Origin of the sequence: Pseudomonas sp. SZ57 (assembly GCF_009495975.1) — a bacterium.
GTDB classification, from domain to species: Bacteria; Pseudomonadota; Gammaproteobacteria; order Pseudomonadales; family Pseudomonadaceae; genus Aquipseudomonas; species Aquipseudomonas syringae.
In genome coordinates, this window is the sequence record NZ_WIBD01000005.1 from 96,876 (window position 1) to 108,568 (window position 11,693).

Annotated in this window: 10 protein-coding genes and 1 pseudogene; 8 read left to right on the forward strand and 3 right to left on the reverse strand. The window is 58.3% G+C overall.

The features are described from left to right. Nucleotides 1-30: 30 nt before the first annotated feature. The 3 genes and pseudogenes from GE543_RS27785 to GE543_RS08630 form a co-directional block, all read right to left on the reverse strand. Nucleotides 31-1,050, reverse strand: a pseudogene (locus tag GE543_RS27785) (methyl-accepting chemotaxis protein); the annotation flags it as partial. A gap of 181 nt (nt 1,051-1,231) precedes the next feature. Further along, nucleotides 1,232-3,262 carry a methyl-accepting chemotaxis protein gene (locus tag GE543_RS08625; RefSeq protein WP_153221223.1) on the reverse strand — a complete coding sequence of 677 codons (2,031 nt, stop codon included), beginning with the start codon at nt 3,260-3,262 and terminating at the stop codon, nt 1,232-1,234. Nucleotides 3,263-3,688: 426 nt separating this feature from the next. Beyond that, nucleotides 3,689-3,913, reverse strand: a complete 225-nt coding sequence (locus GE543_RS08630) for a DUF6555 family protein (RefSeq protein ID WP_003316018.1) — start codon at nt 3,911-3,913, stop codon at nt 3,689-3,691. A gap of 428 nt (nt 3,914-4,341) precedes the next feature. Here GE543_RS08630 and GE543_RS08635 point away from each other — a divergent pair, with 428 nt between their 5' ends. From GE543_RS08635 to GE543_RS08670, 8 genes are all read left to right on the forward strand, one after another. Beyond that, the gene (locus GE543_RS08635; RefSeq protein WP_003340229.1) at nt 4,342-5,223 is read left to right on the forward strand and encodes a manganese catalase family protein; all 882 of its coding nucleotides are present in this window, start codon (nt 4,342-4,344) and stop codon (nt 5,221-5,223) included. Between the two features lie 36 nt (nt 5,224-5,259). Beyond that, nucleotides 5,260-5,457: a hypothetical protein gene (locus GE543_RS08640; RefSeq protein WP_103696160.1), complete on the forward strand. Its 198-nt coding sequence runs from the start codon at nt 5,260-5,262 to the stop codon at nt 5,455-5,457. Between the two features lie 190 nt (nt 5,458-5,647). Further along, complete coding sequence (locus GE543_RS08645) at nt 5,648-7,099, forward strand: iron-containing redox enzyme family protein (protein WP_024665764.1); 1,452 nt, start codon at nt 5,648-5,650, stop codon at nt 7,097-7,099. Then, nucleotides 7,096-8,043: a class I SAM-dependent methyltransferase gene (locus tag GE543_RS08650; protein ID WP_046271059.1), complete on the forward strand. Its 948-nt coding sequence runs from the start codon at nt 7,096-7,098 to the stop codon at nt 8,041-8,043. The genes GE543_RS08645 and GE543_RS08650 overlap by 4 nt, the downstream gene beginning before the upstream one ends. Before the next feature lie 159 nt (nt 8,044-8,202). Further along, nucleotides 8,203-8,616 (forward strand): VOC family protein, encoded by a 414-nt coding sequence (locus GE543_RS08655; RefSeq protein WP_046271060.1) that lies wholly within the window; start codon nt 8,203-8,205, stop codon nt 8,614-8,616. A 274-nt stretch (nt 8,617-8,890) separates the two neighbouring features. Beyond that, entirely contained in the window at nt 8,891-9,670 is a 780-nt protein-coding gene (locus GE543_RS08660; protein ID WP_153221224.1) for an ABC transporter ATP-binding protein, read from the forward strand. 1 nt (nt 9,671) lies between these two features. Further along, entirely contained in the window at nt 9,672-10,622 is a 951-nt protein-coding gene (locus tag GE543_RS08665; protein ID WP_153221225.1) for an ABC transporter substrate-binding protein, read from the forward strand. Continuing rightward, nucleotides 10,619-11,662: an iron ABC transporter permease gene (locus tag GE543_RS08670; RefSeq protein WP_003408238.1), complete on the forward strand. Its 1,044-nt coding sequence runs from the start codon at nt 10,619-10,621 to the stop codon at nt 11,660-11,662. Before GE543_RS08665 ends, GE543_RS08670 begins: the two co-directional genes overlap by 4 nt. The last annotated feature ends 31 nt before the right edge of the window (nt 11,663-11,693 follow it).

Below are 11,693 nucleotides of genomic sequence, written 5' to 3' on the forward strand. Positions count from 1 at the left end.
GCCTTGCTGCAAGACGCCCAGTTCATCGCGTCGGGTGACCGCTTCGGTATGGGTCAGGTCGCCGGAGGCAATACGTTCAACGATGGCCAGCGTATCGCGCAATGGGCGAGTGATCTGACGCGTGATGACCACAGCGGCGAGAATGCCCAGCAGCATGACCAACACCACACACCCCATCTGCAGGCTGCGCGCGTGAGCGGTGTCTTCCTTGCCCATCTGCATCTGCAGGCCGTACAACTCTTCGCCCAGTTTGACGATGGTGGCGCCTTGAGTGGTCAGATCCTTGCGCACGCTCGCAGCTGTCTGAGTGGTTGCCTTGAAGGCATCGACCGAGCTGCGGTAATTGCGCAGAGCGCTTTCAAACTGTGCGATCTGTTCGCGGTTGGCAGTGCCAAAAGCGGCTTTGAGCCTGTCCAGATGACTGATCGCGCTATCGAGCTGCTGGAAGGCTGCTGTCTCGGTCTTGTCGTTCGGATTGCCGGTATAACCGCGCACTTCATAACGCACCAGAACCAGGTCTTGCCGAGCGCTGTTTGCCAACTGGGCCAGATCGAAGCGTGCCGGATCAGAAGGATCGATCTGCATGACCGCATTGTTCAACGACTCGACGGCCTGCATCGCTGCTGTACCATTGGCGGTCATCTCGTTGCGCACTTTGGCCCCGGCCTGGTACGCCGCGCGCATGCTGTTCAGGGATGCTTCATAGTCGCGAGTGACATCGGCCAGTTCGCGCAGCGGCTTGAGGTTGACCGGGTTGTTGAAGCTGACGAGCAGTGATTGCTGCTGCGCCTTGAACACATCCAGCTTGCTTTGCATGTTCTGTGCTGCGGTTTCATCGCGGTCCGTCAGCATGTATTGCAGACGCGCGACTCGCAGAGTGGTCAGGTTGTCACTCAGCCTGGTGATATCGCCGATTCGGTCGGTGCGATAGATGAGCTTGTCGAGGCTGGTCCAGCCCACAAGGGCGAGGACAGCCGTGAAGAAAAGAACGGTCCCAAAGCCCAATGCCAACTTCATGTTGACGCTGATATTCGCAAATCTGCTGTTCATAAAATCTCCTGAAAATGCTTTTTTGTGCGCAACGAAAGAGCTGAGATTTGTTTTTATGGACAGCAAACCCGCGCGCCAGAGCTATCGGCCGCAGAAGAGCAAAACTTGATCGGAAAAAGGCAATCCGCGCGAGCGCGCCGATTAGGGAGGGAAATCGGGGGCTGAACAGCCCCCGATTCAATCAGGCAGTCAGCTTGAAACGCGCCACGACATTGCGCATGTCGCTGGCGACCCGCGCCAGCTCATCGGCGGTGACCGCATTGTTATCGATACCCAGCATCAACGTCCCGGAGCTGTTACGAATCTCCATGACATTGCGGTTGATGTCTTCGGAAACCGCATGCTGCTGCACGGCAGCACTGGCGATCTGCGTGTTCATCTCGACAATACGCTCCACGCCCTGACTGATGCTCGACAGGCTGCCCGAAGCATCACTGGCGGCACTGATGCACGCATGAGCCTTCTGCTGGCCGGCCTGCATCTGCTGCACGGCAGCATCGGTCGCACCTTGCAGTTGCTGGATGATGCCGCGAATTTCTTCGGTCGACGCCTGAGTGCGCGAAGCCAGCGTGCGGACTTCATCAGCCACCACGGCAAACCCGCGACCCTGCTCGCCCGCCCGTGCAGCTTCGATGGCGGCATTGAGGGCCAACAGGTTGGTCTGATCGGCAATGGTGCTGATGACCTGGATAACGCCACCAATCGACTGACTGTGCAGGGCCAGCGCCTGGACTTTCTGGGCACTGACTTCGACTTCTTCGGCCAGCGCCTGAATGGTCGAGTGTGCCTGGTGCATGATGCGCAGACCGTTACGTGACGCGGTGTTCGCTTCATCGGCGGCCAGTGCGGCACCTTCGGTGTTCTGCGCCACGTCGGCGACGCTCGCGGTCATCTCGTTGATCGCGGTCGCCACTTGCTCCGTTTCAGCCTGCTGCGCGTTCATGGATTGCTTGGCCAGGCCGATGGATGCGCCCAGCCGGGACGCGACATCAGTCAGTTCGTAAGAGGTACGGTCCATGTGCGAGATGGAACTGGCGAAGGCGTCGGCCATCAGGTTCAGGCCGTTGGCGATATCCGCCACTTCGTCCTTGCTGACGACCGCTACGCGTGCACTCAGATCGCCCTCGCCCAGACGGCGGGTTACGCCCAGCAGGCTGTCGATGGTCAGGCGCAAGGCGCGGTAGATACTGCAGAACGCATAGAGCAGCAACAAACCCATAACCACGCACATGGCAATGACGATTTCGCGTTGCAGCACCAGGGCGTCGTAGCGCGTATTCAACTCATCCTGAAGCGCAGTCTGAATTTCGTCCTGAGCCTTGTAGAGGCCCGAGACAACGACGTTGCCGCGCGCACTCAGCGCCTGCCCCTGCTGCACCGAAAACTCTGTGCCTTTTACGTACGCGTGCAGGTCGCCGCGAAAGCTGTCCATCGCTGCAGTAGAGGCAGTGATCGGATCACTGATGCGCGCGGCCAGTTCTGGCGAACGGCGCTTGAGCAGTCGAATGCTTTGCTCCAGCTCCGCACGAAATTGCAGTTCGATCTTCAGCAGGCTCTCCAGCGAGCCAAGCATCGATACACTCAGCCCCTGACCGGTTATCAAACCTGCCGTAATACCACGGATCTGACCGGCAACGTTGATTTCCCGGGGCATACGTATGGTGCTCAGGTCGATCAGAAACAGCGAGGCGTAATCTTCGTCCAGCACCATGCCCGAGGTCGCCGAGACGTAGTAGATAAAGTTGAGTGTCTGGGCCAGTTGCTCATTCCACTGGGCGAACACTTCATCCTGCGACAGGCCTGGCTTGATACTGTCCATCAGGGAGCGGGTGCTTTCACGCAGGCGCTGTACGCGGTTCTCGGTTTCCAGCTGCTGCCCTTGTCGCGCATCCATGTCGGCAAGGTTAGCAAGAGCAGTCTCGAGCTGAGCGCGGTTGCTGGTTATATCCTGAGCGGCAGAGGCATCGCCGGCCAGCAGACGGTTACTGGCCGCACGCTGGAGCATGGAAAGTCGCAGAACGGGCGTGGTCAATTGCAGGTACTCACGGCCAACGCGCTCTTGCGCGACCGTGTCGATGCTTGCATTCAGGCTGTTGAAAACCCGAAGACCGAGAACGATCAGCGGGATGACGATAATGATGGCTAAAACGGCAAACTTGGCAGGAAAACGCAGGCGGTTGGTCAGGTAGATACCAGGCGAAAGGATGTTCATAGTGTTCTCTTTTTAATTAGGGTGTCCGATCCGGGCGGAAAAGCTCCTTTCTTTGCATCACGGGTAGTACGGGGCAGCTGTGCCGTGCTGAACGAGGTCATCCATTCAGATAGAGGCACATTGACATCACTTGAGAGCAGTGGGCTATCAGGAAGTTCAATGGGTGCTATAGCCTGATACTCGGGCTATCGACCAAGCCACGGTTAACGTGAGGTCAGAATCCTCGGGCGAATCGCGGGCGAGAGCGCTTTGCCGGCATGACGCTTGCGGCAGGCATGATTCGAATGAGGGTGTTAAGGTCAATCAGGCGGGAAACAACCGTTCATCTGACAGTCGGGCGACCGTAGACTTTGCAAAAGGGTAATACCGTCGTGCGGCATCGTGACGCACGACGGTAAGCGTCGTATCGAGGTGATCGAGGGCTATTCAAGCCCTCGCCCACTCCACGTTCGACAGACCGAGCTTTTCAGCCTGAGGCTTGCTCAGCTTCGGCACCGGATCGGAACGGTACTTGGGGATCGCACCGAACCCGGCATCCACTGAAGCCCAGTGCCAGGCCTCTTTATTATCCATGGCGCCTGCCCTTATGTAGAACGTCTTGTAACTGCCATGCAGCAGGTAATCGATACGGTAGTGTTTTTCATCAGCCATTGTGGTGCTCCTGCTTTGTCGACTCGCAAAACAGATCGCAGCAGTTTCAAAAAATTCAAAATATTAATGCCATAATCTAAATGATGTCATGTGGCCACATGTTGATGTATCCTTATAACTGTACTCTAGGGTTTAGTGATTGATAGAGTTTGTTTATAACTGCACTTTTCAGCCTGTTTCCTGTGTAAAACAGTGATGGTCGCCAGGCCGGTTCAAGCAGGCTTCTCCGCGACGATGAACGAACATTCAACCACGCAAGGGGAATAATAAAATTCTATTGAACTGCCGTTTAAACACCGTCGGTCCTCTTTAAAAAAGTTAGCAGTAACGATCATGTTCCACAGTCCCTCATAACCTGTGACTGCGTTGAATCGAGCCCATGCACATGGGTTGACGCTTCCCGAGAGATCAAAGCCTGAGGATACGACATGTTCATGTATAACAAGCGACTTCAATATACCGTACGTGTAGCAAGACCCAATCCTGGACTGGCCAACCTTCTGCTTGAGCAGTTTGGCGGGGCTCAGGGTGAACTGGCTGCAGCCGGACGCTATTTCACTCAAGGGTTGAGCGAAGAAGATCCAGGCCGTAAAGACCTGCTGATGGATATCGCCACCGAAGAACTGAGCCACCTTGAAATTGTGGGGTCCATTATTGTCATGCTCAATAAGGGCGCCAAAGGTCAATTGGCTGAAGGCATCGAAGAAGAAGGCGAGTTGTATCGCTCTATCAACGGTAACGGCAATGACTCACATATCACCAGCCTGCTCTATGGCTCCGGTGCGCCATTGACCAACTCTGCCGGCGTGCCCTTTACAGCGGCTTATATCGATACGATCGGCGAGCCGACAGCGGACTTCCGTTCCAACATCGCCGCAGAATCCAGAGCCAAGATTGTTTACGAGCGATTGATGAACGTGACGGATGACCCGGGCGTTAAAGAAGCGCTGGGCTTTCTCATGACTCGCGAAATTGCACACCAGTTGTCTTTTGAAAAAGCCCTGCACGCCATCCAGCCCAACTTCCCGCAGGGCAAACTGCCGGGCATGCCGGAATTCACCAACAAGTACTTCAACATGTCCGGCGAACCCAATGTACGCGGCGCCTGGAATCAGGGCGGTGACTGGGAGTATGTGGAATCGCCACAAGCGGCTGTCGATGGCGGCGATGGTACGGCCTCGGTCACGCTGGATGAAAAAGATACAGAAGTGCTGGAAATGATGAAGGAACGGACCCAGTCCGACCCGGCCGCCAACCCGATTACCGGTGCCGACCTGGGCTCTGGTTTTGTCCAGGGCAAAGACGCCTGAAACGGCAACCCTTGTTTTGATCAGGAGAATGGAATCATGAAAAAACTCAGCTCCAGTCAATCTCTCACGCCCCGCGACCAGCTGGATAGCGCGTTGACCAACAGGGTGTTTGTAAAAGGACTTCGTGCCTTCGAGGCGCAGGCGCTGCTTGCACGCCGAGGTTTCGAAGCGGGGATGGCGACAAGGTCCTTCGGGGCTGGAAGCTCGCTTGACAATGACCCGTCGAAGCGCTGATGGCTTGATCGCTTGATCGTTGTTGCATCACGAAATAACGGCCTTAACCAAGAGTGCCGCCGATCAGTGCCCTAAAAAATACGCTGAATTTACCCGGGTCGCGGCACTCACTTATCTACGTTGCATAGAAAAACAGAAAGCCCCGAATGACCGCGTCAACGTGATGTTCAACTGCCGAGGTACGATTTTCATGACGTCTCTTCAAGTGATGACCGGCGATGCCGTCGTCAAAACCGTCGTTGAAGAAGCCTGTTCAAAAACCGTCTATCAATCATGGATGAATGAACGTGCTCCTGAACATCAACACGATGCGGTCCTGTTTCTGAATCACTGCCTGGCCCTGGCCGAGCGCGAACACTGCGACCTTCCGGCACAGCCTGAAGCGCTTGAACAGTGGATGGAGCAGAACGTAGGGGTCGTGGCTGATCAATACGCGCTCTATCTCGAGCAACGCCGCGCCGGAAAACCACGACGGTTTTTCAAGAGCAAAGCGCACGCCATGTATTTCATTCAGCAGGTCGCACCGACCAAAATGGTCGACGGCGCCTGGCTATACGGATTGCTGCCACGCTGGGCAGACTACCGCTTTCACGGCCTGATTCGTACGTACCTTGAAGAACTCGGTGACGGCGAACAGGCGCAGAATCACGTCTCTCTGTACCGGAAACTGCTGGCGGATCTGGACTGCGATACCAGCGCGCCACTGGCAGACGACGCCTACCTGCAAGGCGCCATTCAGCTCTCACTGGGGCAGTTGAGCGAGCAATACCTTCCCGAGGTCATTGGTTACAACCTGGGCTATGAACAGCTGCCACTGCACTTGCTCATCACATCATTCGAGCTGAATGAACTGGGCATTGACCCTTACTACTTCACCCTGCATGTGACGATCGATAACGCCAGCACCGGTCATGCGCGCAAGGCTGCGCAGAGCGTCCTTGAGTTGATGCCGGTCGGCCAGGAGCGCGACGAGTTTTATCGTCGTGTCGCCAGTGGTTATCGCCTCAATGAGCTGGGCATGGGCTCAACTCAGGTGATCCAGTCGTTCGACCTGGAGCAGGAAGTGATCGCCATGCTCGAGCGTAAGCGTACGTTCGGTCAGCACATGCATTCCGATTACTGCCGTCTCGACGGCAAGACCGTCAACGAGTGGCTCGCCGAGCCCGATCAGATCCCGGAATTTCTTGCCGTACTGGAGAACAGAGGCTGGATCAAGCGTCACGAAGACCCTCTGCACAGTCGCTTCTGGAAACTGTTCGAAGGCGCCGGTGCACCGATGTTCGGCGTCTTCAACGGTTATGAAAAGCAACTCGTGCACGATTGGATCGCCGGCGAGTGGCTGTCGGATGGCAGCGCTCAACCCACAGTCGGCAAACGGCTTCCGGAAGCCTTTCGCGCGCGCTTCCGCAACCTGCAGGACGGCGCTCAGCCCTCCCCCGCGCTTGCGGTGCCTGCCTCGGCGGATGCTGATCCGGACGTGCGCGAACTGCACATGAAACTGGAATCTGCGCCCGCCTCGGAGAAGATGTCCACGTTGATCGAAAGCATGTCGCCAGCAAGACACGCAACGGCCGCCGGCCTGCACGCGACGCGTCTGTTTGTGAGCAGCATGGCCGAGCGTATGACAGGAGCCCACGCATGAGTCTTCCCCTCCCCGACAGCGCCGCGCTGATTGCCCTGGCGCAGCGCCTTGAGACCAGTGGCTATCGCTTTGTCACGCCCACACCTCTGACCCATCGACACGTCAATCAACGCCCGGAAAACCGTACTGCCGCATCACTGCGCGATGTCTTTGGCTGGAGTCGGCTGATACCGGAGTCCATGCTGCCGGTCGAAGAGGCTCAAGGGCTGCTGGCTGCCGGTATTCTGGAACGCAAGGAAGACGGCCTGAAAAGCCGGGTGAGATTTTCCAGCCTGAATGACCTGCTGCTGGTGCATTCCGCGTTCCCTACCGCAGATGAAGACTCGGTATTTTTCGGTCCGGATACCTATCGCTTCGCGCAGTCCATCAATCGTCATCTGCAAGGCACGTCGCACCCGATCAACCGCGCCGTCGACATCGGCTGCGGTACGGGCGCCGGTGCCATGTTGATCGCGGTCGCCCGTCCGCAGGCTCAGGTGCATGCCGTCGACATCAACCCCAAGGCGCTGCATTTCGCGCAGACCAATGCCGCGGTCGCCGGACTGAAGAATATGGAGTGCTGCCACAGCGATATTCTCTCGGGCCTGAGCGGAAATTTCGACCTGATCGTCGCCAACCCGCCCTACATGAAAGACACCAAGCGCCGCGCCTACCGCCACGGTGGTGATGCATTGGGCGCGGACCTGTCCGTGCGCATCCTGCGCGAATCACTGGACCGCCTCACGCCGGGCGGCTCGCTGGTGCTTTACACCGGCGTGGCCATGGTGGGCGAGCACGATCCGTTTTTCGAGGCGGTGCAAGCCGATATCGACCATGCGGCACTGGCATGGACCTACCGTGAACTGGACCCGGATGTCTTCGGCGAAGAGCTGCTTGAAGAGGGCTATGAGGACGTCGACCGTATTGCAGCGGTGGAGCTGGTGGTCACCCGACGGCCCGCATGACCCACCGAAATATCTTCAATAGTTCATGCTTATAGCGCGCATAAGAACCGAGCATTGGTCAGCCAGTCAGCATCCCGGTGAAACTTGCCACGAGCCATCGATCAACACCTTGCTGTTGATCGATGCAGGCTCGTAGCGCACCGAAAAGGATGACGACACATGCCACGCCTGAACAGGATTATCGAAACAGCCCTCTACGTAGAAGATCTGGCGAACGCCAGGAAATTCTATTCCGACACCCTTGAACTGGAAGTGATGTTCGAAAGCGCGACATTGGTGGCCTTCAATGTCGGCGGCGTGAGCACTCTGTTGCTGTTCAAGCGCGGCGCGTCACTGCAGACGCAGTACCTGAGCGGCGGAGAGATACCACCCCACGATGCACAGGGCCGGATTCATGTGTGCTTCGCCATCAATGCCGACGAGATGCAACCCTGGGCTGATCGCCTTGCCAAAGCCAGCGTCGCCATAGAAGGCCGCACCGAATGGCCCAAGGGCGGATCAAGTATCTACTTCCGCGACCCTGACGAAAATCTCGTCGAACTCCTCACGCCAGGCTGCTGGGCGATTTACTGAATCGCCAAGGTCACACGTTGTTCTGCAAAGGTGGGTCAATAAAGCGGGCAATCGAATGTTGATACGCTAGTGTGCTGGGCCTCAATTGTTATGTTATAACAATTGAGCGTTTTTAACTCAGCCTTCCCTAGCGATCTTCCCACGCCATGATCAAGCCTGTTTCCCAATCCTTTCCAGTCACCACAAAGCACGCCTTGCAGGTCGGTCAGCACGCTTGGCAATGGATACCGGGTGAGCCGCCCTCGCGGCACGTCACTGTAGGCCCGCGTGTTTGATGCTGACGCTAGAACGCCTCGCGTGGGCACCGGAACAGACGTCAGTCTGCACGCACGAACACTTTGCCTTGAAGGATATCGACCTGCAGATCGCCGCAGGCGAGTTCGTCGGCCTGATCGGACCCAATGGCAGCGGCAAAACCAGCCTGCTGCGTTGCGCATTCCGCTACAGCCGCCCGCACAGCGGCAAGGTCGCCATCAATGCCCGCGATATCTGGTCGTGCAGCCCGCGCTGGTGCGCCCGGCACGTGGCAGTGGTTGCCCAGGAGTTTCCCGATGCATTCGGCCTGACGCTGCTGGATGTGGCAAACATGGGTCGCGCGCCCCATCAAGGGTTCTTTGCCGCAGACAGTGACCACGACCGCGCGATTGTACAAAACGCGCTGAACGCTGTTGGGCTGGCGGGCTATGAGCAGCATCGGTTCGACACGCTTTCCGGCGGCGAAAAGCAGCGTTGTCTGCTGGCGCGGGCGCTGGTGCAAGAACCCCGATTGATGGTGCTGGACGAGCCCACCAACCACCTCGACCCGCGCCATCAACTGGAATTGCTCGGGCTGGTCAAACAGCTCGGCATGGCCACGCTGGCCAGTATCCATGACCTGAACCTGGCGGCGGCATTCTGTGATCGCCTGTGTGTCATTCATCACGGCCGGCTCATTGCGCAAGGCACGCCCCGGGAGGTGCTGACCCCGGAAATGCTGCTCAACGTGTTCGGCGCCAAGGCGCTGGTCGACAGCCACCCTCTGCGTGACTACCCACGCATCACCTGGATACCCTGACATGAACTGCCTGTCCGTCCGCCTGGCTTTTGCCGCGTTGCTATGCAGCCCGATGGCGCATGCCGCCTACCCCGTCACCGTGCAAAGCTGCGACCGCTTGGTGACGTTCACGGCTGCGCCGCAGCGTACCGTCAGCAACGATGTGAACCTCACCAAAATGATGGTTGCCCTGGGTTTGCAATCGCACATGGTCGGCTACAGCGGCATCACCGGCTGGAACAAGCCCGACCAGGCGCTGTTGCGCGAGCTGGGCAAGCTGCCCGAGCTGTCCAGTAAATATCCGTCTCTGGAAACGCTGCTCAATGCCAACGCCGACTTCTATTTTGCCGGCTGGAACTATGGCATGCGCGTGGGTGGAGATGTCACGCCGCAAAGTCTGGCACCGCTGGGTATCCAGGCCTATGAACTGACCGAATCCTGCGCCCAGATAATGCCCCGCGCCGAGGCGACGCTGGAGGATGTCTACAACGACCTGCTCAATCTGGGTCGGATATTCGATGTGCAGACCCGCGCCGAAAAGCTGGTTGCACAGATGCGCCGCAGTGTGAGCGACGTCGAGAAAAGCGTGGCAGGCAAATCGCCGCCCAGGGTATTCCTGTATGACAGCGGCGAAGACCGGCCGATGACCGCCGGGCGCCTGGCCATTCCCCAGGCGCTGATCAGCGCTGCGGGCGGCCGCAATGTCATGGGCGACGTCGCGGCCAGCTGGACCCACGTCAATTGGGAGTCGGTCGTGCAAAGCGATCCCGAAGTGATCGTCATCGTTGACTACGGCGAAGTCAGCGCTGCGCAGAAACAGCACTTTCTTGAAAGCAATCCGGCACTGCAAGCCGTCGACGCGATCCGCAACCGGCGTTATGTCGTGCTGCCCTATGTGGCGGTGACGCCCGGCATCGACAATGTCACGGCCATCGAGACGCTTGCAGCGGCATTTCATGACGTGAAGCGATGACGCTGGCGCAGTGGCTGACCGAACGGCCGCGTCGTTACCTGGGCCTGTTGATCGCTCTGACGCTTTTGCTGCTGACGTCGTGCCTGGTGTGCATCACCTTCGGCGCGGCCCCCGTGCCCTTGAGCCGGGTGATGGGTATCCTGATGTTCAAGCTCTCCGGTACTGCCGAACACTCACCGCTCTGGACAGCGGGTCAGGAAACCATCGTCTGGCTGATACGCACGCCCCGCGTACTGCTGGGCGCGCTTGCAGGCGCAGGGCTGGCGCTGATTGGCTGTGTTCTGCAAGCCGCGACCCGCAATCCGCTGGCCGATCCGCATTTGCTGGGAGCGACCTCGGGCGCCACGCTTGGCGCAGTGATCGTGGTCATGCATGTGGGCGAAGTGTTTGGCATGCTGACATTGCCACTGGCCGCTTTTGTCGGCTCGCTGGTCAGCCTGTGCCTGGTGTTGTGGCTGGCCAGTCACCAAGGCCGCCTGGACAGCCAGCGCCTGCTGCTCGGCGGCGTGGCCGTGTCCTTCGTGATGATGGCAATCGCCAATCTGTCGTTGTTTCTGGGCGACCACCGCGCCAGTTCCTCCGTGCTGTTCTGGATGCTCGGTGGGCTGGGTCTGGCCCGCTGGGAATTGCTTGCGGTGCCGTTTATCACGGTGCTGTGCGGTTGGGTCCTGCTGCAAGGGCTGGGTCGCTCACTGAACGCGCTGATGGGCGGCGACCAGACCGCCGTGAGCCTTGGCCTGCAAGTGCGCAACGTGCGCCTGCTGGTTTTTCTGATCGCCTCACTGATGACCGGCGTACTGGTCGCCCTGTGCGGCTCCATCGGTTTTGTCGGCCTGATGGTGCCGCACATGGCCAGACGTCTGGTGGGCTCGGAGCATCGACGATTGTTGCCTGTCGCCACCCTTCTGGGCGCATTGTTGATGGTCTGGGTCGACGTCATCTCCCGCACGCTGATCGCCCCCGAAGACCTGCCGATAGGCATTACGACCGCCTTGTTAGGAGGGCTGTTTTTCATTTTCATGATGAAGCGCGGTCAGTAATTGGCAACGTGTTTGCTCCAGGCAAACAGGA

Bases quoted from the DNA above. Each gene is read 5' to 3' on its own strand.
- GE543_RS08625 (WP_153221223.1), bottom strand. From the start codon at position 3,262: ATGAACATCCTTTCGCCTGGTATCTACCTGACCAACCGCCTGCGTTTT.
- GE543_RS08660 (WP_153221224.1), top strand. From the start codon at position 8,891: ATGCTGACGCTAGAACGCCTCGCGTGGGCACCGGAACAGACGTCAGTC.
- GE543_RS08665 (WP_153221225.1), top strand. From the start codon at position 9,672: ATGAACTGCCTGTCCGTCCGCCTGGCTTTTGCCGCGTTGCTATGCAGC.
- GE543_RS08635 (WP_003340229.1), top strand. From the start codon at position 4,342: ATGTTCATGTATAACAAGCGACTTCAATATACCGTACGTGTAGCAAGA.
- GE543_RS08655 (WP_046271060.1), top strand. From the start codon at position 8,203: ATGCCACGCCTGAACAGGATTATCGAAACAGCCCTCTACGTAGAAGAT.
- GE543_RS08640 (WP_103696160.1), top strand. From the start codon at position 5,260: ATGAAAAAACTCAGCTCCAGTCAATCTCTCACGCCCCGCGACCAGCTG.
- GE543_RS08670 (WP_003408238.1), top strand. From the start codon at position 10,619: ATGACGCTGGCGCAGTGGCTGACCGAACGGCCGCGTCGTTACCTGGGC.
- GE543_RS08650 (WP_046271059.1), top strand. From the start codon at position 7,096: ATGAGTCTTCCCCTCCCCGACAGCGCCGCGCTGATTGCCCTGGCGCAG.
- GE543_RS08630 (WP_003316018.1), bottom strand. From the start codon at position 3,913: ATGGCTGATGAAAAACACTACCGTATCGATTACCTGCTGCATGGCAGT.
- GE543_RS08645 (WP_024665764.1), top strand. From the start codon at position 5,648: ATGACGTCTCTTCAAGTGATGACCGGCGATGCCGTCGTCAAAACCGTC.